Origin of the sequence: Segetibacter sp. 3557_3 (assembly GCF_004354985.1) — a bacterium.
In the GTDB taxonomy this organism is placed as follows: Bacteria; Bacteroidota; Bacteroidia; order Chitinophagales; family Chitinophagaceae; genus Segetibacter.
In genome coordinates this window covers 50965-72120 of record NZ_SMSK01000006.1, presented here as the reverse complement: position 1 = coordinate 72120, position 21156 = coordinate 50965, and the positions used below count along the sequence as shown (strand labels likewise).

The following is a 21156-nucleotide window of genomic DNA, read 5'->3' as shown; positions in this document are numbered from 1 at the left end:
GTCATCGCCATGGACCAAGCCAGAATAATAACTTCATTTCAGTGGGAATTCTAAACGGGATACTACCTTGCAATCCTAAAAAACTTACATGGGTCTTAACTTTAAAACACTTCTTCCGATATATTGCTTTTGTTGTTTGTTTACTGCTACTGCACAGAATAAGCGGGATGTAGTAGCTGGTCCGATGATGGGACAGGTTGAACTACGAAGCGGGCAGGTTTGGATAGAACTAAAAGAAGGTATACCCGCAGCACTTATTCGTTACTGGCAAAAAGGTAAAACCAGGGCAACGGGCAAAACGATTACTGTTCAGAAGCTTGATGCAGGTTTTCCCAATGTTTACAAGTTTGATATCACCGGCCTGGAGCCGGCAACCACGTATGAATACCAGGTTGGTGCTACCCGGGCACCGGAGGTGTTGGGTGCAGGAATTTTTACCACCCAGGATTTGTGGCAATGGCGAAAGGCTCCACCTGACTTTAGTTTCTTAACCGGCAGTTGTGCCTATTTTAATGAACCCCAATACGACCGGCCCGGTAAACCCTATGGCGGGGATAGTACCATTTTCCTGTCCATGGCCAGAGAACGTTCTGCATTTATGTTGTGGTTGGGTGATAACTGGTATACACGTGAAGCCGACTATTACAGCGCATGGGGTTTGAACTATAGGGCATCACGCGATCGCAGTATGGCAGTGTTACAGCCTTTCTTAAAAGCAATGCCCCATTATGCCATATGGGATGATCATGACTATGGCCCGAACGACGCGGATAAAAGTTATGTGCTCAAACAAGAGAGCCGCAAAGTATTTATGAACAGCTGGTGTAATCCTTCTTTCGGTGAAAATGGAGAAGGTGTTTATAGCAGGTTCACCTATAATGATGTCGACTTTTTCTTGTTAGACGACCGCTGGTTTCGCAGTCACGACGCCACACCTGATAGCATTAATGGTCAGCCAAATACCGGGAAGCGCATGTTTGGTCAGCAACAAATGGAGTGGTTTAAGAATGCGATGCGTTTGAGTAATGGAAACACAAACATCAACTTCAGGATCATCGCGATTGGCAGCCAGGTGCTGAATCCCTTATCACCGTTTGATTGCTTCCGGCATTTTTCGGCAGAGTATCGCGAGATGCTCGACTTTTTGCAAACGGAAAAAATCAATGGCGTGGTTTTTCTTACCGGTGATCGCCATCTTAGCGAGATAAACAAATTAACAAGAGACAGAAATTACCCCTTATACGACATTACGTCTTCGCCACTTACATCCGGTACTTCAAAGTACAGTGAGGCAGAACGCAACAATCCAGCGCGTGTATTGAGCATTACGGACAAGCAGAACTATACCCGTGTCAGCTTTTCCGGCAAAGGGCAGGAACGTAGAATGCTCGCTGAATTCCTGGATATTAATGGTGACAGGTTAGGAGAGTGGAGTGTGAACCTCAAAGACGTTTCAAATAAATAAGGTCATAATAATGGTAAGTGCTAAGATTGCATTTCAATCGGCACACTTCAGCCGGGTGTCCGGCGAAAGCAACAGGTTTCGTCAGGCTGAAAAAAATAACGGGTGTTTTCAACACGTGAATAAGATCTGAAAGGGCGATTATACAACGTATTGATCCGTGGCAGCAGGTGCTATAAAGAGGATAAGGTTAAAGAACGGGCGCTTTGATCAAAATATAAAGAACGGTAACATGCAAATCACTTTTGAATACGAAAAGAGGCTTGTTATACAGGCACTGCGGCTTCACTTCATCACACGTTCCGAAATCAAACTGTTGATTATACTGGTTAACATCTTTGCCATTTTATCTGCCGCCCTTTTCTACTTCAAAAAAGTTTCGCCTCTTGCCTTCCTGGTCAGTTCGATATTGTGGGTTGGCTTAATGGCAGCCTTTTGGTTTATTATGCCTTATGCGGTATACAGAAAGGCTTCGACGTTCAGGGATGGCTTTACCATGTTTTTCAACGATGCAGGTGTGCGCCTGCAAAATGAGCGGGGATATACAGAGTGGGGATGGAAACAATTCAGCACCTACTTCGAAACCCCGCATTTTATTCACCTGTATTTCGATAGCAGGTCTTTTTTCCTGGTGCCAAAGGCTGCAGCAGTACGGGAAGGTAATCTTGAAGAAATCAGAGAACTGTTGCGTCGTAAAATAGCACGTAAATAATTAAAGTTGTTTCTCCATTATATAATGTGGAATAGTTACTTCTTCAAATTCACTACCCGCAACTTTGTAGCCCAGTTTTTCGTAGAAACCAACGGCTGTTTTTCTCGCGTGCATCACAATCTTCCTGTTTCCCCGGTCTCGCGCGAGGTTCTCAGCAAACTGCATCAGCACCCTTCCGATCCCTTTACCTTGTAAACCAGTTTTTACAGCCATTTGGCGGAGTCGAACGCTGCTTGCATCAACCTGGGTAAGCAGGCAACAACCCAACATCTCGTCGTCTTCAAAAGCTCCGATCAGCACATCTTCTTTTTCCTTCTCAAGTTCTTCCGGCTTAAATGAAAGACCAAGTGGCTTACGTAAAATCTGGTTACGCATTTCCACCATCTGCTTATACTCCTTGGAACCGTGATCAATAATCTTCAGCGGCATATCGATAGTTTGGGTTTTATAATATAGGAACCATTGGCAAAATAGACAACTGCAGCGATCTGAACTCCCTGAACAGGGTTGTTCAAAAGAAGTTATCCGACTTTTGAATTCGGTTGTAAGATGTGATTTTTATCGCTTAAACCCAAATAAAAACATTCCGGAAAATTAGGCTCAAAACCCCGTTACAGGCCCCTTTTCATAAGGGAATCAACGCTTAATAAAAAAGTGAAAAGTCAGATTTTTCACCTACTTTGGGCGCTCTTAGTCAAATAAATAAAAATCTGCTAAGTACTTGCTTATTTATCAAAATATATATTTTTGCAACCGTAACTAAAAATTATTACAATGTCAGACATCGCAACAAGAGTTAAAAAAATAATTGTTGACAAACTAGGCGTAGATGAAGCTGAAGTGACCAACGAAGCGTCATTTACGAATGACTTAGGAGCCGATTCTTTGGACACCGTGGAGTTAATCATGGAGTTTGAAAAAGAATTTAATATTTCTATACCTGACGAGCAGGCAGAGACAATTACTACAGTAGGACAAGCAGTTGCCTACCTTGAAGAGCATGCTAAGTAACTGGGAACAGCCTTTTTATTAGCGATAACTTATTAATCCGCCTTACAAATGCTTCAAGCTGCTGTAGGCGGATTTATACTTAAATGAAAGCGGCCAGCATATGGAATTGAATAGAGTTGTAGTAACAGGAATGGGTGCCCTTACGCCATTGGGAAACAGCCCCGAAGCGTTTTGGGAAGGATTAATTAACGGTGTATCCGGGGCCGACGTTATTACAAACTTCGATGCTTCAAAATTCAAAACCAGGTTTGCCTGCGAGATTAAAAATTTCGAACCCACTGAACATCTCGATCGGAAAGAAGCCCGCAAAATCGACCGCTTTAGCCAGATAGCCATTGTTGCAAGCGACCAGGCTATCAAAGACGCAAACATCACCACAGAAAATGTAAACCCCGACCGTGTAGGTGTCATCTTCGCCAGCGGTATCGGTGGACTCATTACCTTTCAGCAGGAGGTTGTTGAATTTGCAAAAGGTGATGGCACCCCACGCTTCAATCCTTTCTTCATACCAAAGATGATCCTTGATATCGCGGCCGGTCACATATCCATGCGCCATGGCTTCCGGGGTCCAAACTTTGCTGTTGTTAGTGCCTGCGCTTCCTCTACCAACGCCATAATGGATGCATTTAACTACATCCGTTTAAACAAGTCTGACATCATTGTTACCGGTGGTAGTGAAGCCGTCATCAGCGAAGCTGGCGTAGGCGGGTTTAATGCCATGAAAGCACTCAGCGAACGAAACGACGATCCCAAAACCGCAAGTCGCCCGTACGACCGCGACCGCGATGGTTTTGTAATGGGCGAAGGCGCCGGTGTACTTGTACTCGAAAGCCTTAACCACGCGCTGGCGCGCGGTGCAAAAATCTACTGCGAAATTGCAGGTTGCGGCGCCACTGCCGATGCGCACCACATAACTGCACCACATCCCGATGGTTTAGGTGCACAAAACGTAATGCTTGCTGCACTCGAAGACGCCGGCATGCAACCTCACGAAATAGACTACATCAACACGCACGGCACATCAACGCCATTGGGTGATGGTGCCGAACTCAAAGCAATCGCACACGTATTTGGCGAACACGCTTACAACTTAAACATCAGCTCCACCAAGAGTATGACAGGGCACTGTCTCGGAGCAGCCGGCGTTATTGAAGCAATCGCCTGCATTAAGTCTGTCACCGATGGTATCATTCCGCCTACCATCAACCACTTCAACGACGACCCTGAGCTGGACTCCCGGCTGAACTTCACCTTCAATACAGCACAACACAGAACAGTGAAAGCGGCTTTAAGCAATACATTTGGATTCGGTGGCCATAACGCCGCAGTGATCGTAAAAAAATATGTAGCTTAATACTGTGCAAATTTTCAAAAAATTCTTTGGCAAGCAATCTTCCCAGCAGTCATTCGAAAAGCAAATTGAAAATGTGCTTGGCCTCAAGCCCGGCAACATATCGCTGTATACTACTGCCCTGAGCCACCGCTCGGTTAAAGAAGGTGCCGACGAAAACAATGAGCGGCTCGAATACCTTGGCGATGCGGTATTAAGTACTATAGTCGCAGACTATCTTTTTAAGAAGTATCCGTATAAAGGCGAAGGCTTTTTAACCGAGATGAGAAGTAAGATGGTTAACCGCCAACAGCTTAACGATCTTGCGCTTAAGATTGGTCTTAAGAAAATCGCATTGTACAACAAGTTTGATGGCTCACTTAAAGGAAGCCAGATTTTTGGCAATACACTCGAAGCATTGGTTGGTGCCGTATACCTCGATAAAGGTTACCGGAAAACACAACGCTGGGTGCAAAAGCATATCATTATCCCACACCTTTATGTAGACGACCTGGAGAGTATCGATATTAACCTGAAGAATAAACTGATCGGCTGGGCAAGTAAAAATGGTCGCGTTCTCACCTTCGACACCCTTGAAGAAAAAGTGGAAAACAGCAGGCGCATCTTTACCATTGCGGCAGTGCTTGACGGCGAAAAGCTTGCACAGGGTAAGGGCTACAATAAAAAAGACGCCAGCCAGATAGCAGCACAACTCGCCATTGAAAAGTTAGGGCTCTAGCTTTCGTATAACAGACAAAGCATTCGTCTGTCATCCAGAATATGTTTTTCTCGCCGATAACAATATTTAAAACCCCCTGCTTAATATAAGCCCGATCAATAACGTAGAAAGCAGGTATTCCATCAACAGATATACCCCGTTTACTGTAACATTTTTTGGGGACCGACAGATGACCATTGATGAGGCTCCGGTTGTGTCACTCCCTTGTACCGCATAACACTACTCACCACAGTTAAAACTGTTTGGCACACGCATGACACGGATCTAACGGATGATCTATGGTTCTTTGAAAGAACAATCTTTTTAAATTGTTTTCAAACCGTGTTTTCCGTCTTCTATTTCCACCAGGTGCCATTACCTGATTTCCTGGCACAATTCAATTAACACACCATTGGTCTCTTTCGGGTGAACAAAACAAATCATCTTGTTATCGGCTCCGCGTTTAGGCTCTGCATTGATCAACGTAAAACCTGCTGCTTTCAACCGTTCCATCTCGGCATAGATGTCTTCAACCTCAAACGCGATATGGTGCACGCCTTCTCCTTTCCTGGCGATAAATTTTGCAATCACCCCATCAGCTGCCGTACTTTCCAACAATTCAATTTTACTATCCTGCTTGAGAAAAAATGCAGTCGATACCTGTTCGCTTTCAACAGTCTCCTGCTTGTAACAGTGGGTGTTCAGCAAGGCTTCGAAAAGTGGCACCGCCGACTTCAGGTCTTTAACCGCTATACCGATGTGTTCTATTTTAAGCATGGAATTGATGTTGATTAGAGATGTTGTAGTTAACCCAAATTGGTTCCCTTGACTGCACACAAACCTGGGTTGAAGTTGGATTGCTGTACTTTTGCAGTTGATTATTCAAGTCATTTTGTTATGCTGAAATTACCAGTTTATCTCGATAACAATGCCACAACTCCGTGCGACCCAAGGGTGGTAGAGGCCATGCTGCCCTACTTTACCGAAAACTTTGGGAACGCCGCCAGTCGAAGTCATGCTTACGGCTGGACGGCCGATGAGGCAGTTGAATATGCAAGAGAACAGGTAGCGGAGCTAATCGGGGCAGACCCTAAAGAGATCATCTTTACCAGCGGGGCAACTGAGGCCGACAACCTGGCGATAAAAGGTGTTTTTGAGATGTATGCTGGTAAGGGCAACCACGTGATTACCGCTGCCACTGAACATAAGGCGGTATTGGATACCTGCAGGCACATCGAAAAACTCGGCGGCGAGGTAACCTGGCTGCCAGTTCAGCCAGATGGGCTCATCGATTTACCAACCCTCGAGTCGGCCATTAAACCCAATACAATACTAATTGCTATCATGTATGCAAACAACGAGACAGGGGTTGTACAGCCGGTTAAAGCGATCAGCGACATCGCGCGGAAACATGGGGTTTTGTTTTTTACAGATGGTGTTCAGGCTGCAGGCAAAATCCCGTTGGATGTTAATAGGGATGGCATAGACATAATGGCCCTGACCGCTCATAAGATGTACGGACCAAAAGGAGTTGGTGCATTGTATGTCCGTCGCCGCAACCCGCGCGTAAAACTAACCGCGCAAATAGACGGCGGCGGTCATGAAAGAGGAATGCGTAGCGGTACACTTAACGTGCCGTCGATAGTTGGTTTCGGAAAGGCTGCCGCGCTTGCAAAAACCGAAATGCACGACGAAGGTGTACGATTAACAGGACTCAGGAATAAACTGGAGCAGGAGCTGTTAACGGTTGGCGAGGCTTATATTAACGGAAACATTCGTCACCGGCTTCCCCATGTGACCAACATTTCGTTTAAACATGTTGAGGGCGAAGGACTGCTGATGGGTATTAGCAAAAGCATTGCTATCAGCTCCGGGTCGGCTTGTACTTCTGCTTCACTTGAACCATCCTATGTACTCAAGGCGCTGGGATTAAGTGACCAGGAAGCATATAGCTCACTGCGGTTTAGCCTGGGACGCTTTACCACCAGTGAACAAGTCGATTTTACAATTGAGCAAGTGAAAAAATCCGTTCATGAACTTAGGCAATTGAGTCCATTATGGGAGTTGCACAAATCAGCATAGTGCTGCCGACTCTCGGCTACCGTCAGTAGTACCCGGATAGAAGTGCAAAGGAGGGGAGCATGGTCTCCCCTCCTTTGATAAGGTGGTTGACACGGGTTGAACGGCGTCAGAAGCCTCGAGCTTTGTTGAACCTCAACTACGATTACCTTTCGCGGCTGCCTGCTCGGGTAACGGATTCGTTTTTGGCGCAGCTTGGGCTGGACGAGGTGGGGGCGGAGGTGCGATCTGAGCAGGATGGACAGACGTTTCAGCCGGTACGGCAGGTGTTGGTGGCGTTACCCGCTGTCCCTCCCGGACTGGTGCTATAGCAGGCACAGGCGGAGGAGGGGGTGGTATCATCTGGGCAGCAGGGGTGGGAGCTTCAGCAGGTACAGGAGGTGGGGGTGGAGGTACATTTTGTTGGTCCTGCATTTGCAGTACAGCAGGCGCGGGAGGTGGGGGTGGAGGAATCTCTGTTCCGGGTCTTTTTCCGGTATTTTCCCTTTTTGCGCTTTGCGCTCCTGCTACCAGCGAGGCTGCACTTAAAGCACTAACAACAACGAAAGTTTTAATTTTCATAACAACGTTTTTGCTGAGACACGCATAAGTTGAACTTTCCACATCTGTTACACCCTTTTTCCCGTTGAAACAGTCCCCGCGGCGAACCGAACCATTTTCCGAAAATTAACGAGAGATTGTTAAGCGGGTTTTTATTCTACCCCAACCTTAAAACTAATTCTAGGGCGTTCTTTAATTCATACTAGATTTGACTATATGTGGATCATCTGCAGTAAAGAATGGAAACAATTTTTCAGCAGCCTTACCGGGTACATCGCAATTGTTCTTTTTCTATTATTAATGGGCCTTTTCCTTTTTGTCTTTCCCGGTTCCAACATCCTCGAATATGGCTATGCTACACTCGATAGCTTTTTTTCGTTGGCGCCATGGGTGATGCTTTTCCTGGTGCCAACAATTACTATGCGTAGCGTTGCCGATGAATATAAAACCGGAACCTTTGAGCTTTTGAAGACTTTGCCACTTACAAACCAACAGGTGGTTTGGGGTAAGTTCTTTGGTTGTTTATTGGTTGTTGCAATTGCTTTATTGCCCACAATTGTATATGCAGTCAGTATCCAGCAGTTGAGTGCAAAGGGTGGGATTGATATCGGTGGTACAATCGGTAGCTACCTGGGACTCTTGTTTCTTGGTGCAGTGTATACCGCGGTTGGCATTTGTATGAGCAGTTTCACCAACAATACGGTAGTCGCATTTATTGCTTCAGCCTTTGTGTGTTTTCTCCTTTATAGCGGGTTTGAGGCTTTAAGTCAGCTCCCGGTATTTGCCAACGGGGTTGATTACTATATCCAGATGCTTGGCATCAGCTTCCATTATAAGAGCATCAGCAGGGGAGTCGTAGATACACGCGACGTACTATACTTTGTTATGGTAATCGTTTTTTTCCTGTTTATTACGCAACGAAACCTGCTTAAAAGATAACGGGGTTAGAAAAACGTTCATGTTGTTTCATTCCTGCCAACGCCCCGTGTATTGCAAATTATACTAGAACGTTCTAAGGGTTCAGTCAACCTGGCTCCGGGGGTTTTTATCTGAAACAGGCGCTTTCGAAAAAATAAAATCATGAGAATTGCAGAAAAGTTGTTGAACAATAAACTTTGGTGGCTTCCGACATTGCTTGTATTTATTGCAGCAATCTACCTGGTGTCGGTTTTTCACTACCGGTTAGACCTTACAACGGAAAAGCGTTATTCACTTAGCCCGTCTACTAAGGAGCTCCTGAAGGGATTGGATGAGCAGGTGCAGGTAGATGTTTTGCTCACAGGTGAATTAAGCGCGGGATTTAAAAGGCTTGGCATTGCTACTGACGAGTTGCTGGCCGAGTTCAGGGAATACGGGGGAACAAACCTGCAATACCGGTTTGTCAGGCCGGGCGAGGGTATGCCTGATAGTCTGCGATATGCTGTTTACGATAGCCTGGTTCAACAAGGCATTCGCCCTTTTAATAACCAGGTAACTGCCAAAGAAGGAGAAGAAAAAACAGAAAGGCTGATTTTCCCTGCTGCGCTCGTTAAGTACGGCGACCGCCAGATACCAGTTGACCTGATGAGCGGAAGGAGCGGCCAGGATGAAGAAAGTACCCTCAATTACAGCGAAGCCTTATTGGAATTTAAGTTTGCCGACGCTATACATAAACTTACCCGCAAGAGCCTGCCGGTTATTGCTTATGCGGCGGGTAACGGGGAGCCATTAAACCCAACAGTAAAGGATCTTTTCGAGGTAATGAGCAACAATTACCGCTTTGGCGTAATTGACCTTGCACGCGCAGCATTAGACCCCGATACTATCCAGGCATTGTTAGTGGTGAAGCCTTCAAAGCCGTTTAATGATATCGAAAAACTGAAAATCGATCAGTATGTATTGAACGGGGGCAACGTAATCTGGTTTATCGATAAGCTTTATGCCGAGATGGATAGCCTCTTACGTGCCCAGGCCGACTTTGTAGCGTTCGACAAAAACCTAAACATTGAAGACCTGTTGTTCAAATACGGGGTGCGCATAAATAACGACCTTTTGCAGGACCTGAAAAGTGCAAAGCAACCGCTTGTAGTGGGCCAGGTTGGTGATCAGCCGCAGATTCAGCGTCTGCCATTTCCCTATTACCCTCTGTTAACCTCAACCGGTAGCCATCCCGTTTCAAAGAATCTCGATGACATCCTGAGCATTTTTCCCGGGTCAATCGATACGATTAAAGCTCCCGGGATACGGAAAACGGTACTGCTTACATCAGATACCCTAAGCCGAACCCTTAGTTCCCCGGCACTCGTTAGCCTTCAAAGTGTAAAGACCGAAGAAGACCTGAGGACCTTTAACAGGAGCTACCTGCCGGTGGCTGTACTCCTCGAAGGCAGGTTTTCCTCACTTTATGCAAACCGGTTATCACAGGCACTCCGGGATAGTCTTTCACTGTACTCCGACAAGCCATTTACGCCTACAGCGTTAAAGGAAAGCCGGCAAATCGTAGTAAGTGATGGCGACCTCGTTACCAATACAGTCAGCCAGACACAGGGTGCGTTGCCCATGGGTAAACAACAATATGAAAATTACCAGTTTGCCAATAAGGATTTCCTGCTTAATGCTGTTGACTACCTGGTGAGCCAGAACGGCATACTTGAAACAAGGGCAAAGGATGTAGCATTACGCTTACTCGACAAAGCGAAGCTGGCTGAACAAAAAACCAAATGGCAGTACCTTAACCTTGGGATACCTGTTGTACTTGTACTATTGTTTGGATGGCTTTATCAGGTAAGGAGAAAGCGTTTATATTCCAATTAACAGGGTATTTAGCACTGATGGTTTATGCGCATCGTGGTTATGGCCGAGGCGCATACGAAAAGTAAAAGAGTGCGACGCAACGATGCTCCATAGTACCTCTTCAGCTGGGTCCAAAAGAATAACTTAACCTGTCGGCTAAGATATATATCACGTATTTCGTAAATGCTTTGTTTATTTTTGGCTTTCAAATTTTATCATGACTGTTGACCAGATTACTTATCTCATTTTCGGTATTGCATTAGTGTTGGCCCTGGTTTTTGATCTCGGGATAATGAGTAAAAGCCAATCGGTGATAACAATCAGGAAGGCACTATTCCAGACCATCTTTTGGGTACTCTTATCATTGGCGTTTTGCGCTTTCCTGTGGTTTCAAAAGGGTGGAGAAGTAGGTACGAAATATATTACTGCTTACCTGATGGAATGGAGCCTGAGTATCGACAACATCTTTGTTTTCATCCTGATATTCACATTTTTCAGGGTGCACGAACTTGATGCCGGTCGTGCGCTGCTCATCGGGATACTGTTGGCGATTGTATTTAGGATCCTCTTTATATGGCTTGGTATCGAACTCATCGACCGTTTTCACTGGCTGTTGTACGTGTTCGGAGCTTTCCTGTTGTATACCGGTATACACCTGTTTTTCCAGAAAGAGGATGATGAGTATAATCCCGCTGATAGCTTTATTTACCGTGCTATTCAGAAGGTTTTCCGGATCACAACCCTTCAACCAAGGGGAAGGTTCATGGTACGCCAGGACGGTAAGATTTATTTCACCTCTCTGGCCATTGTTGTGTTTATGCTTGCGGGTACGGATATCGTGTTTGCTCTCGACAGCATACCGACAGTAGTGTCGCTCGTTCGCGAAAAGGCGACCCAGCCATTTACTTCCGATGATATCATGGTCATCTATTCTTCAAACATTTTCGCCGTTCTGGGCCTTCGGAGTTTATTCTTCCTCTTGCGGGGAGCAGTAGACAAATTCGACTACCTGCAACAGGGTATCGCAATTGTACTTGTGTTTATCGGTGTTAAGATGTTGATTGAATTCTTCGACATTCACATATCTATTTATATATCACTTGCGGTTATTATCTTATGCCTGGGCGGTTCAATTGCATATTCAATTTACGCCTCCCGGAACAATCCTGCCCCTCTGCCTCAGGAAGATCTCTAACCCATTAACCTCCCGGGATTGTCTTACACTATAGGGAACATTGCAGCAATTCTTCAAGGCAAAGCCAGGCTTACAGATCCTGGTGCAACCATTGAGCATTTGTTGATCGACAGCCGTCGGCTTGTATTTAGTACAACATCCCTGTTTTTTGCCTTGCACGGATCCCGCAATGAGGGTTCTTACTATATCGGTGATCTTATATCGAGAGGGGTGTTCAACTTTGTGGTGCCCGCTGGTGTTGACGTTGAAGCCTGGCCATCGGTAAACTTTATAATTGTTGACGATGTGCGAAATGCACTACAAACCCTTGCCTCTGTTCACCGGCAAAAGTTCGATTTCCCCATTGTCGGTATTACGGGCAGCAATGGTAAAACCATCGTCAAAGAGTGGCTATACCAATTGTTACAGCCTGATCTTAATATCGTAAGAAATCCGCGCAGCTACAATTCACAAACAGGTGTGCCACTAAGTATATGGCAAATGGATGAGGTGCACCAACTTGGCATTTTCGAGGCAGGCATCTCACGCCCCGGAGAAATGAGTCGCCTTGAGGATATGATCAGGCCAACGATAGGGATACTAACCAATATTGGTGAGGCACACAAAGAAGGATTTGCCAATGACCTGCAAAAGGCCCGGGAAAAAGCAATCCTGTTTGCCGGGGTAAAACAATTGGTGTATTGTAAGGATGCGCTTACTCCCGGGTTTAATCCTGAACACCTGCAGAGCGCCCGCAGGGATCAGGACATTTCGTTTTTTTCTTGGAGTCGTCGTAGCGAAGCAAGCCTGTTTGTCGTTAATAAAACGACCACCAACACCGCCACCACGATCAACGGGGTTTATGCCGGTATTCCTGTTTCGGTCACCATACCGTTTACTGACCGGGTCTCCATAGACAATGCCATAACCTGTTGGTGTGTACTCATCATCCTCGGCTATAACCAGGAGCTCATTTCAGAAAGAATGCGCCACCTTATTGCAGTAGATATGCGTATGCAATTGAAGGCGGCTATACATGGTTGCTTACTAATTAACGATAGCTACAGCAACGATCTGCTTTCTTTTGCGCTGGCCCTTGATTATCTACGGCAGCAATCCGTGGGAAAGAATTCAACCGTTATTTTATCCGACATATTAGAATCCGGCCTTTCGCCTGCACATCTTGTTAAGTTGGTGCTGGATAAGGTTGAAGCTGCTGGTATCAACCGGCTTATCCTTATCGGACCGGGCTTTTATGGTATACGTGCAGGTTTGGAGGTAGCCGAAGGCCGGCCTTCTACCGGGTGCCAGGTTCACTGCTATGAGTCTACAGACGCTTTCCTCCAGGCTGTTCATACCAGCCTTTTCAGAGATGAAGTGATTCTCCTGAAGGGTGCAAGGGTGTTCGAGTTTGAACGGATCGGGCACCTGCTTGAGGCACAGACCCATCAAACCATTCTCGAAGTAAACCTAAGTGCGATGGTTCATAACCTGAAGGCCTACCAGCGTATACTGCACCCGCATACAAAGGTTATGGCGATGGTTAAAGCATTCAGTTATGGTAGTGGTAGCGTGGAGATCGCGCGTTTGCTACAGTACCAGAAAGTTGATTATCTCGCGGTGGCCTATGCCGACGAAGGTATAACCCTGAGGAAAGACGGGGTTAGTTTGCCCATTATGGTAATGAACCCTGAAGAAGTGACCTTCGATGCCCTGGTCGAGTACAACCTGGAACCCGAACTATACTCTTTTTCAATCCTGAGGGCCTTTGATGAATACCTCAACCGCGCAGGATTGGCAGGATTTCCTATTCATCTAAAGATTGACACCGGCATGCATCGTCTTGGTTTTGAAACCTTCGATGTACCCTTACTTACGGATATACTTGTCGCAAATCATCGTCTGGTGGTACGTTCGGTGTTTAGTCACCTGGTTGGGAGTGATAACCCGCTGCATGACGCGTTTTCACTACGGCAAGCTTCCGATTTTGAAGCTGCCTGTGGATCCATCGAAAGCTTGATCGGGTATACCTTTATTAAACACCTTTCAAATACGGGCGCTATCTTTCGGCATCCTCACCTGCAATATGATATGGTACGCCTTGGGATAGGCCTCTATGGGGTACCCGCACCAGGAGTTAACCTTCCTTTGCAGCCTGCAGTTAGCCTGAGGACCACAGTCGCCCAGGTACGTAAGGTTCAAGTCGGCGAAACAGTTGGTTACAGCAGGGCCGGGCTGCTGCATCGTGACAGTATAATAGCTACGGTGAGAATTGGATATGCTGATGGGTTTAGCCGAAAGCTCGGCAATGGTGTGGGCAGCATGTTGGTTCGGGGTGCCCTGGCACCGGTTATCGGCAATGTTTGCATGGACATGACGATGTTAGACGTTACAAACATAGATGGGGTTCGTGAAGATGATTACGTTGAGGTTTTTGGAACGAATCTTCCGGTTACCCGGATAGCGGAATGGTGTGAAACGATTCCTTACGAAATCATGACTGGTATAAGCCAAAGGGTAAAAAGAGTGTATTTTGAAGAGTAATACTTATGTGTATGAGAGTTGTTTTATGATCGTTAAACTTAAGGCTGCCCGTTTCAAAGTGGGATTACTTAATTCTGGAACCCTCACACATCCATATCTTTGAATTTTAAATTTTTAAACTTGGTAAACGCTACTTCTAATGACGGTTTTATTGGTGCAAAGCCTGTTAAACCAGTAAAGATTGTCCTGTTCGTACTTGTCCTGCTGTTTATTGACCAGGCTGTTAAGTTGTACATCAAGACGCACTATTATCTTGGGGAAGAAATCCGCGTCTTTGGTCAGAGCTGGTTCCGTCTTCACTTTGTAGAAAATGAGGGAATGGCCTGGGGCTGGAAGTGGGGCGGCGAGTGGGGTAAGGTTGTTCTGACGCTATTTAGGCTGGTGGCGGTTATTGCGGGTACGTTCATTATCCGGAATTTCATACGCAAACAGTACCACCGCGGGTTCATTCTTTGCGCTTCCCTGATTTATGCAGGAGCATTGGGCAATCTTATAGATAGTATGTTCTATGGTTTGATATTCCAGGAGAGTGATCCTTACATTCAAAATGTGGCCAAAGTAGTTCCTGTGGGGCAGGGATATGCTGGTTTTCTGCACGGCAAGGTAGTAGACATGTTGTATTTTCCAATCGTTTCCAACGCCCGCTATCCTGAATGGTTTCCGTTTTGGGGCGGGGAAGATTTTGAATTTTTCCGACCTGTGTTTAACATCGCAGATGCCTGCATTTCGATCGGCGTAATTACGATCCTGATTTTTCAAAATCGCTTTTTCAACAAGCAAACCGAAGAACGCCATACCACGGTTGAAACAAACGCTCCTGTCGACGACAATGTTCAGGTGCAGTAGCCCCATACTCAATTCTACTAATTTGAAACTGGGTTAAGCCATTCTTCCGCTTATCATAAGATCGTCGAACCGCTTATATACTGCTACTTTTCAACGAACTCCTGCTTAATGTTAATGGCAGAGTGGGTTGGTCAATACCGCCCATAGCTAGTGCGTTTCACATCAACCTAACATCGCTTTTTTATCCGCCTTTTACCACTACCTGTTTACCCAGCACCTTAATACCTCAATACCCGATACCTCAATACCCAATACCTCAATACCTCCACACCCAACACCGGCTACCGATAATAAAAAGGGTTGTCACCGTTCTGCGATAACAACCCTTTCTTATTCATGCTGAGGTTCTAATTAACCACAGCCCTAAACTTCCCGTTTGTAATTGGAACATTGGCACCAGTAGCATTTTTAGCTGTTCCGCTAAAGGTACCCTCTATAATCCTTGTCAGGGGTGCATAGCTGGTGACAACCACGTTTGTTACTACACCCGTAGTTTGTGGATCCGCTGCGTAGATGTCTCCTGCAGCGCTGTAAAAATTGAATATACTGCTGCTAACGGTTGGATAAGTTCCAGGCTGTATAGAGGTGCCTGGGAATAATATATCAATTTCCAACGTGTCGCCAGGTACGTTTGTTGACGGCCCGAAAAGTACCAGCGCGAAACCCAGTCCAGGTATCGTTGCGGTGAACGCAGTATCAATTTTTCCCCTGAAAAAGGTAGTTCCCTGGTTGAAAGACCATGCGCTGTCAGACTGGTTGATATTGCCGCCGCCTGAACCGGCAGTTACGTTAACAATGAAAGAACAGGTTGTTCCGCCACCTGTGAGGGCTATCGTAGCCGGACCAGCCGTTGTTGGTGTTCCTGATGCAGTTAAGGTTACTGTTTGTACACCTGTTGTTGTGAATACACCGCTCCCCGTGAAAGTAATGCCTGAAACAGGAGTAGAGCTAATCTGATAAGTTCCTGGTGTGGTTACGTTAACCGAAACATCTGCGCGGTTTGCGGGCGTTAAGGCTGTACCCGTTGCGTAGGTGCCCTGAGCAACTGTGCTGGAGCAATTACCGGCAGTACCAAGCGCGAAAGCTGCAGCAGGACCGGCCTGGGTAACGTTTACATTGAATGTACAGCTGCTTCCTCCGGCGGTTAAGGTAATGGTGTTGTTTCCTGCTGTTGTAGGGGTACCGGTACCCTGAAGAGTCACTGTTTGCGGTCCGGTAGTAACAAATGTACCTGTCGCCCTGAACGACATACCGCCGGCTGTTGTTGTAGTGATACTGTATGTGCCGGGTGTAGTTACGGTTAGATTTATAACTACCCTATTATTCGTTGACAAAGGGCTGCCAATCTGGTAAGTGCCTTGTACGTTTGCTTGCGTGCAGGCGCCTGCTGTTGTGCCAAGTGTAAAGTTGGCTGCTGAACCTGAAACGCCCGTAACTACACTAAACGAACACAGGCTTGTACCAAAGCTTAAGGTGTAGTCATTTGGACCCGTGAGCACCGGCTTTCCACGCCCCTTTAATTTAAATGTCTGAAGACCGGTTGTTGGGATAAAGCCTGAATCTCTGAATGAGATGCCATTTACAACATCGGTAAAGATTACGTATGATCCGGGATTGGTGATGTTTGCCTGAACCAATACATAATTGCTGTCTGTTAATGTAGAGTCTTGCAGGTAGGTGCCAAATACCGTAATCGGAAGGCAATTATTTGAGGTATCTTTTAAGCTTCCCGTTGCTACACCATTGGCGCCGGAGCCTTCTAAACTATACTCCTTCTGGCATGCCCAAAACAACAGGACGGTCGCCAATACCAGGGTAAAATGCTTGATAACTTTCATGGAACAAAGAAAAAGTTTTTTAATGAAACAAATCCTACCGCTTAGAGTTTTCTAAGATGCCTTGCGCTGCCCGACTTCAAAAAAATCGCTGACCAGCCGATTAACAGCCCTCAATTTTATCAACTGTTAAGGTTGTGTGCAGATGGCAATAGCGCAGAAGAAAATACGGCATTGTGATGCCGGAATGTTGGATTAATAACCGGTTATTAAGCGAGTAACGTAGATTGCGCGACTAAATTGTTCGACAGCAATAAATTTTGAACATTTTGTAAGGTAGTCGCTGCTATCTCATCCAGCGCCTCGCGGGTGAAAAATCCCTGGTGAGCGGTTACCAGTACATTTGGGAAGCTCATAAGCCTGCTGATAACATCATCATCTATGATGTTTGTCGACAGGTCGTGAAAAAACAGCTTTTCTTCCTGCTCGTAAACATCGATCCCCAGGTAGCCGATCTTTTTTGTTTTTAAGGCCTTTATGGCCGCCCTGGTATCAACAAGGCCACCCCGGCTTGTATTGATGATCATTACCCCGTCCTTCATCATGCTGATTGTTTCATCGTTAATGATGTGCCGGGTTTGCTCGTTTAAGGGGCAGTGCAACGAAATGATGTCGGCCTGGTCGAGGATGTCTACTAATGGAAGATATTTTACCCCGAGTGCCTCAACGTCGCGGCTTGCGATAAGGTCAAAAGCAATTACCTCTGCCCCGAAACCTGTCATAATCTTACAGAAACTCCGTCCGATGTTTCCTGTTCCGATAACACCAACCGTTTTACCACGAATATCAAAGCCCAGTAAACCGTCGATCGAAAAGTTTTGTTCCCGTACCCGGTTGTAAGCCTTATGCGTTTTCCTGTTAAGGGTTAAGATCATCGCTACCGCATGTTCCGCAACCGCCTCGGGTGAATAAGACGGCACCCTGCAAACGCGTAGGCCCATCTGCTTTGCCGCAACAAGGTCCACATTGTTGAACCCTGCACATCGAAGGGCGATCACCCTGATTCCGATTGCAGATAGTTTTTCGATAACTGCTGCGTTGAGTTTGTCATTTACGAATACACATACGGCATCAGACCCCTGCGCGAGGCCGGTTGTTTCAGCTGACAATGGTTCCGTAAAAAACTGAAGTTCCATATCGAAAGTGGCATTGTGTGCCTGGAAAAACAGTTTATCATAAGGTTGGGTGGAGAAGAATGCAATTTTCATAGTGTTGTAGTTCTCGCCGCCTTTAGTTGGCGAGCGTATTGTTAATTGTAGCCGTTTTGCGGAATGGTTTCGGGTAAACCAGTAAATGGCATTAAACCTGGAAGATATCTGTTATCCAGGGTATGCCGTTGCCATGATTCTGCAAGCACCGGGATCGGGTGCCCCTCCCTCCTGCAGCTTGCACCAAGCCATCGTAGGCCAATGTCGTTTAGTTAAGCATCCGTTTATTGTTGTGGGAACCTCACCTGTGAAGCTTCACCCGGTGAATGTTGAGGCAACAAGAAGAATTTACTGCTTAACTAAACGGCATGTTCCGGATATTACATTATGCTTTTGATAGATCGCCAACCATGTTGGCTGGTATTACAGCCTCGTCGAATTCCCCTTCCGTGAGGTAACCAAGTTTCACTGCCATTTCTTTTAAGGTGGTACCTTCTTTGTGTGCTTTTTGAGCGATTTCAGCCGCTTTATAATAACCAATTTTTGTATTGAGTGCGGTTACCAGCATGAGACTATTGTCAACATGGGTTTTGATATTTGCCGGGATTGGCTCCAGGCCGGCAGCACATTTGTCGTTGAAGCTCACGCAACCTTCACCAATAAGCCGCGCACTGTGCAGGAAATTATAGATCATCAAAGGCTTAAATACATTCAGTTCAAAATGACCAAGGGAGCCGCCGATGTTTATCGCAACATCATTGCCCATCACCTGTGCGGCAATCATGGTTAGTGCTTCCGACTGGGTTGGATTGACTTTGCCGGGCATTATCGAGGAGCCGGGCTCATTGTCGGGTATAAACAATTCACCAATACCGCTGCGAGGGCCACTTGACAACATCCTGATATCATTTGCAATTTTCATCAGGCTTGCTGCAACCGTTTTTAAGGCACCATGTGCCTCTACGATTGCATCATGCGCCGCAAGTGCCTCAAATTTGTTTTCGGCAGTAACAAATGGAAGCGCTGTAAGTGAAGCTATGTGACGGGCCACATTCTCCGAATAGTTTGGAGGGGTGTTAATACCCGTACCAACTGCTGTTCCACCGAGTGCAAGCTCGCTAAGGTGCTCCAGGGTATTTTTGATTGCTTTTAACCCATGGTTCAATTGACTTACGTAACCACTGATCTCCTGCCCCAGCGTCAGGGGTGTGGCATCCATAAAGTGGGTACGCCCAATTTTAACCACCTGCATATGCTCTTTACTTTTTGCAGCAAGGGTATCGCGAAGTTTTTCGATGCCGGGAATGGTGACTTCTGTTAGCGTTTTGTATGCAGCAATGTGCATCGCTGTAGGAAACGTATCGTTGGACGACTGCGACTTATTTACGTCGTCATTTGGGTGCAGGAATTTTTCTTTGTCAGTAAGTTGACCGCCCTTTAAAACGTGACCTCGGTAAGCAACCACTTCATTTACGTTCATATTGCTTTGTGTACCACTGCCTGTTTGCCAAACCACAAGAGGGAATTGGTCATCCAGCTTGCCCGATAAAATTTCATCACAGACCTGGCCGATCAAATCAGATTTTTCTTTGGGCAGAACTCCGGCCTCGAAATTTGTAATTGCCGCAGCCTTTTTCAGGTAGGCAAAGGCCCGGATAATTTCGCGGGGCATACGGTTGGTGTCCTGTGCTATTTTAAAGTTTTCTATACTACGCTGAGTCTGGGCTCCCCAGTACACATCGGCGGGTACATTTACTTCACCCATCGTATCTTTTTCTATACGGTATTCCATTTCGGTTTATTTAGTGATGTATTTAGAGCGCAAAGGTAAGTTTTCACACTACGTTTTAAAGGACTCAAATGTATACGGCCAATGGTGAAGGTGACTACTGGCCGCCTTAAAAGATATAAGCTGCCTGCCTTAAATGACGTATATGGACGTCCTTCTATCTGCAGGCACAACCCAGTTTGTCGCGTTGGATAAGATCGTTAGTGGAATATGCTGATGTTTAGTTGCCGGTAAATAGCGGCTTGCGTTTTTCGAGGAAAGCTGCGGTACCCTCCTGCATATCTTTTGTTCCAAAACAGGCCCCAAAACTATTAAGTTCAGCTTCGTAGCCGTTGCTTGACTCATCAAAAACTGCGTTTGCTGCCTCTATGCACATGCTTAATGCACGTGGTGCCTTCGAGTTGATGGTAACCAACAACGCCCGTGCATTAGCGATAAGCTCCTCTGATTTTACAACGGCATTTACCAGTCCATATTGGAGTGCGACACCTGCCGTGATCATATTGCCGGTAAGCATCATTTCCAGGGCCCGGCCTTTTCCAATCAGTTGTACCAGGCGTTGTGTTCCGCCATAACCGGGTATCAGGCCAAGGTTTACCTCGGGTTGTCCGAAACGTGCATTTTCACTTGCTACACGAAAATGGCAGGCCATCGCTAATTCACAACCACCCCCCAGTGCAAAACCATTAACTGCAGCTACAATGGGTTTAGGGGATCGTTCAATTTTCATGAAAAGTTCCTGCCCGGTTCTTGCTACCGCTTTGCCATCTTCTACAGACAATCCCATAAACTCGCTGATATCAGCACCTGCAACAAACGCTTTATCACCGGCACCAGTTAACAATACAGATCGTACGGAGGGGTCGTTATAAACCTCTTCAACAACAAGGCCCAGCTCGTGCATGACCTGCCGGTTTACTGCATTAAGTTTTGTTGGTCGGTTGATGGTGATCGTAAGGATGTTTTCTTTTAACGAGGTCAAAAGCGTTTCGTACATACGGCATTGGTTTAATCCATTCAAAGGTATGGTTAATGCCTTTTTGATAACAGGAGGATTCCGATCAGTTTATGCCGGGTAAGTATGAGCAAATGGATTCGGAGGGTAATTCAACTTACCGCCATGCATTTTGATAAGCTAAAGCCGAAGGTTATGGAACGATTGGTGCGGCATGGCTGCACTACCCGGCAGACATAGC

General features: G+C 46.1%; 18 protein-coding genes. 11 read left to right on the top strand and 7 right to left on the bottom strand.

The window, feature by feature from the left end; translation table 11 throughout:
• Nucleotides 1-88: 88 nt before the first annotated feature.
• Nucleotides 89-1465: an alkaline phosphatase D family protein gene (locus EXU57_RS11385; RefSeq protein WP_133268337.1), complete on the top strand. Its 1377-nt coding sequence runs from the start codon at nucleotides 89-91 to the stop codon at nucleotides 1463-1465.
• A 229-nt stretch (nucleotides 1466-1694) separates the two neighbouring features.
• Nucleotides 1695-2174 carry a YcxB family protein gene (locus EXU57_RS11380; RefSeq protein WP_133268336.1) on the top strand — a complete coding sequence of 160 codons (480 nt, stop codon included), beginning with the start codon at nucleotides 1695-1697 and terminating at the stop codon, nucleotides 2172-2174.
• Here EXU57_RS11380 and EXU57_RS11375 read toward each other — a convergent pair whose 3' ends face one another.
• Nucleotides 2175-2603 carry a GNAT family N-acetyltransferase gene (locus EXU57_RS11375; protein ID WP_133268335.1) on the bottom strand — a complete coding sequence of 143 codons (429 nt, stop codon included), beginning with the start codon at nucleotides 2601-2603 and terminating at the stop codon, nucleotides 2175-2177.
• 345 nt (nucleotides 2604-2948) lie between these two features.
• On the opposite strand from EXU57_RS11375, the gene EXU57_RS11370 reads away from it, so the two are divergent.
• The 3 genes from EXU57_RS11370 to rnc all read left to right on the top strand — a co-directional run bounded on the left by EXU57_RS11370 (nucleotide 2949) and on the right by rnc (nucleotide 5254).
• Entirely contained in the window at nucleotides 2949-3185 is a 237-nt protein-coding gene (locus EXU57_RS11370) for an acyl carrier protein (RefSeq protein WP_026751146.1), read from the top strand.
• A 100-nt stretch (nucleotides 3186-3285) separates the two neighbouring features.
• The gene (gene fabF / locus EXU57_RS11365; protein ID WP_133268334.1) at nucleotides 3286-4539 is read left to right on the top strand and encodes a beta-ketoacyl-ACP synthase II; all 1254 of its coding nucleotides are present in this window, start codon (nucleotides 3286-3288) and stop codon (nucleotides 4537-4539) included.
• Nucleotides 4540-4543: 4 nt separating this feature from the next.
• On the top strand, nucleotides 4544-5254 hold the full coding sequence (gene rnc, locus EXU57_RS11360) for a ribonuclease III (RefSeq protein ID WP_133268333.1): 711 nt from the start codon (nucleotides 4544-4546) through the stop codon (nucleotides 5252-5254).
• Between the two features lie 354 nt (nucleotides 5255-5608).
• On the opposite strand, the gene mce is transcribed toward rnc, so the two are convergent.
• Nucleotides 5609-6010, bottom strand: coding sequence for a methylmalonyl-CoA epimerase (gene mce / locus EXU57_RS11355; protein ID WP_133268332.1), 402 nt, complete (start codon nucleotides 6008-6010; stop codon nucleotides 5609-5611).
• Between the two features lie 123 nt (nucleotides 6011-6133).
• Here mce and EXU57_RS11350 point away from each other — a divergent pair, with 123 nt between their 5' ends.
• Nucleotides 6134-7315, top strand: coding sequence for an IscS subfamily cysteine desulfurase (locus EXU57_RS11350; protein WP_133268499.1), 1182 nt, complete (start codon nucleotides 6134-6136; stop codon nucleotides 7313-7315).
• Between the two features lie 132 nt (nucleotides 7316-7447).
• On the opposite strand, the gene EXU57_RS25370 is transcribed toward EXU57_RS11350, so the two are convergent.
• Nucleotides 7448-7873: a hypothetical protein gene (locus EXU57_RS25370; protein WP_133268331.1), complete on the bottom strand. Its 426-nt coding sequence runs from the start codon at nucleotides 7871-7873 to the stop codon at nucleotides 7448-7450.
• A 195-nt stretch (nucleotides 7874-8068) separates the two neighbouring features.
• Here EXU57_RS25370 and gldF point away from each other — a divergent pair, with 195 nt between their 5' ends.
• The 5 genes from gldF (at nucleotide 8069) to EXU57_RS11320 (ending at nucleotide 15188) form a co-directional block, all read left to right on the top strand.
• Entirely contained in the window at nucleotides 8069-8791 is a 723-nt protein-coding gene (gene gldF / locus EXU57_RS11340; protein ID WP_133268330.1) for a gliding motility-associated ABC transporter permease subunit GldF, read from the top strand.
• Between the two features lie 141 nt (nucleotides 8792-8932).
• Nucleotides 8933-10645 (top strand): gliding motility-associated ABC transporter substrate-binding protein GldG, encoded by a 1713-nt coding sequence (gene gldG, locus EXU57_RS11335; protein ID WP_133268329.1) that lies wholly within the window; start codon nucleotides 8933-8935, stop codon nucleotides 10643-10645.
• A 196-nt stretch (nucleotides 10646-10841) separates the two neighbouring features.
• Entirely contained in the window at nucleotides 10842-11819 is a 978-nt protein-coding gene (locus tag EXU57_RS11330) for a TerC/Alx family metal homeostasis membrane protein (protein ID WP_133268328.1), read from the top strand.
• Between the two features lie 18 nt (nucleotides 11820-11837).
• Nucleotides 11838-14342 (top strand): bifunctional UDP-N-acetylmuramoyl-tripeptide:D-alanyl-D-alanine ligase/alanine racemase, encoded by a 2505-nt coding sequence (locus tag EXU57_RS11325; RefSeq protein ID WP_133268327.1) that lies wholly within the window; start codon nucleotides 11838-11840, stop codon nucleotides 14340-14342.
• A gap of 120 nt (nucleotides 14343-14462) precedes the next feature.
• On the top strand, nucleotides 14463-15188 hold the full coding sequence (locus EXU57_RS11320; RefSeq protein ID WP_243745572.1) for a lipoprotein signal peptidase: 726 nt from the start codon (nucleotides 14463-14465) through the stop codon (nucleotides 15186-15188).
• Nucleotides 15189-15535: 347 nt separating this feature from the next.
• Here EXU57_RS11320 and EXU57_RS11315 read toward each other — a convergent pair whose 3' ends face one another.
• From EXU57_RS11315 to EXU57_RS11300, 4 genes are all read right to left on the bottom strand, one after another.
• A complete protein-coding gene (locus EXU57_RS11315; protein WP_133268326.1) occupies nucleotides 15536-17026 on the bottom strand; it encodes a hypothetical protein in 1491 nt (496 codons plus the stop codon).
• Between the two features lie 206 nt (nucleotides 17027-17232).
• Nucleotides 17233-18231 carry a 2-hydroxyacid dehydrogenase gene (locus EXU57_RS11310; RefSeq protein ID WP_133268325.1) on the bottom strand — a complete coding sequence of 333 codons (999 nt, stop codon included), beginning with the start codon at nucleotides 18229-18231 and terminating at the stop codon, nucleotides 17233-17235.
• 325 nt (nucleotides 18232-18556) lie between these two features.
• On the bottom strand, nucleotides 18557-19963 hold the full coding sequence (gene fumC / locus EXU57_RS11305; RefSeq protein WP_133268324.1) for a class II fumarate hydratase: 1407 nt from the start codon (nucleotides 19961-19963) through the stop codon (nucleotides 18557-18559).
• Nucleotides 19964-20180: 217 nt separating this feature from the next.
• The gene (locus EXU57_RS11300; RefSeq protein ID WP_133268323.1) at nucleotides 20181-20957 is read right to left on the bottom strand and encodes an enoyl-CoA hydratase/isomerase family protein; all 777 of its coding nucleotides are present in this window, start codon (nucleotides 20955-20957) and stop codon (nucleotides 20181-20183) included.
• Nucleotides 20958-21156: the final 199 nt, after the last annotated feature.

What these genes read in the sequence shown, in the direction of transcription:
- EXU57_RS11385 (WP_133268337.1), top strand. Translation starts at nt 89, where the DNA reads ATGGGTCTTAACTTTAAAACACTTCTTCCGATATATTGCTTTTGTTGT.
- fumC (WP_133268324.1), bottom strand. Translation starts at nt 19,963, where the DNA reads ATGGAATACCGTATAGAAAAAGATACGATGGGTGAAGTAAATGTACCC.
- EXU57_RS11375 (WP_133268335.1), bottom strand. Translation starts at nt 2,603, where the DNA reads ATGCCGCTGAAGATTATTGATCACGGTTCCAAGGAGTATAAGCAGATG.
- gldF (WP_133268330.1), top strand. Translation starts at nt 8,069, where the DNA reads ATGTGGATCATCTGCAGTAAAGAATGGAAACAATTTTTCAGCAGCCTT.
- EXU57_RS11330 (WP_133268328.1), top strand. Translation starts at nt 10,842, where the DNA reads ATGACTGTTGACCAGATTACTTATCTCATTTTCGGTATTGCATTAGTG.
- EXU57_RS25370 (WP_133268331.1), bottom strand. Translation starts at nt 7,873, where the DNA reads ATGAAAATTAAAACTTTCGTTGTTGTTAGTGCTTTAAGTGCAGCCTCG.
- gldG (WP_133268329.1), top strand. Translation starts at nt 8,933, where the DNA reads ATGAGAATTGCAGAAAAGTTGTTGAACAATAAACTTTGGTGGCTTCCG.
- EXU57_RS11300 (WP_133268323.1), bottom strand. Translation starts at nt 20,957, where the DNA reads ATGTACGAAACGCTTTTGACCTCGTTAAAAGAAAACATCCTTACGATC.
- EXU57_RS11315 (WP_133268326.1), bottom strand. Translation starts at nt 17,026, where the DNA reads ATGAAAGTTATCAAGCATTTTACCCTGGTATTGGCGACCGTCCTGTTG.
- EXU57_RS11310 (WP_133268325.1), bottom strand. Translation starts at nt 18,231, where the DNA reads ATGAAAATTGCATTCTTCTCCACCCAACCTTATGATAAACTGTTTTTC.
- EXU57_RS11380 (WP_133268336.1), top strand. Translation starts at nt 1,695, where the DNA reads ATGCAAATCACTTTTGAATACGAAAAGAGGCTTGTTATACAGGCACTG.
- mce (WP_133268332.1), bottom strand. Translation starts at nt 6,010, where the DNA reads ATGCTTAAAATAGAACACATCGGTATAGCGGTTAAAGACCTGAAGTCG.
- EXU57_RS11370 (WP_026751146.1), top strand. Translation starts at nt 2,949, where the DNA reads ATGTCAGACATCGCAACAAGAGTTAAAAAAATAATTGTTGACAAACTA.
- fabF (WP_133268334.1), top strand. Translation starts at nt 3,286, where the DNA reads ATGGAATTGAATAGAGTTGTAGTAACAGGAATGGGTGCCCTTACGCCA.